This is a genomic window from Mesorhizobium sp. WSM4828, assembly GCF_055811175.1.
The window spans coordinates 1-421 of the sequence record NZ_JBVVQK010000114.1 but is presented as its reverse complement, the minus strand read 5'-3'; the positions used below and the strand labels follow the sequence as shown (position 1 = coordinate 421).

Sequence of the window (421 nt, the reverse complement as noted above, 5' to 3'; positions counted from 1 at the left end):
GTCGCGCGGCGTTGGGGGATCAATCGAGGTCTTCTTTCGGTCTGGCGACGGCACGTGGGGCTGGTGCAGGCGAAGGCAGCTGCGGAGACGACGCCAGCTCTGCAGTTTGTGCCAATTACGATCGCAGGCGAGGAGCGGCAGCTCGAGCATAGTGACGCACGGAAGAAGGAGACGCCCAGGTCGACCGGTCGGATCGAACTCGAGATCGGTGAAAGCCGCCTCGTCCTGACGGGCTCGGTCGATCCGGCCCTGGCGGCCGCCATCGTGGGTGCGTTGCGTGTGCCGCGGTGATCGCGCCAGCCGGCGACGTGAAGGTCGTGGTGGCGACGCAGCCGGTCGACTTTCGCCGCGGCATCAATGGCCTTGTTGCACTGGTCGCCTCGGCTCTTGCAGCCGATCCCTATTGCGGCGACGTCTTTGT

General features: G+C 66.0%; 1 protein-coding gene and 1 pseudogene. Both read left to right on the top strand.

Annotation, left to right across the window (positions count from 1 at the left end):
• Positions 1–291, top strand: a pseudogene (locus AC0L2X_RS32545) (IS66-like element accessory protein TnpA); the annotation flags it as partial.
• Positions 288–421: IS66 family insertion sequence element accessory protein TnpB (tnpB, locus tag AC0L2X_RS32540; RefSeq protein WP_473601230.1), on the top strand; the 134-nt coding region annotated here is incomplete at its 3' end. The pseudogene AC0L2X_RS32545 and the gene tnpB, both read left to right, overlap by 4 nt.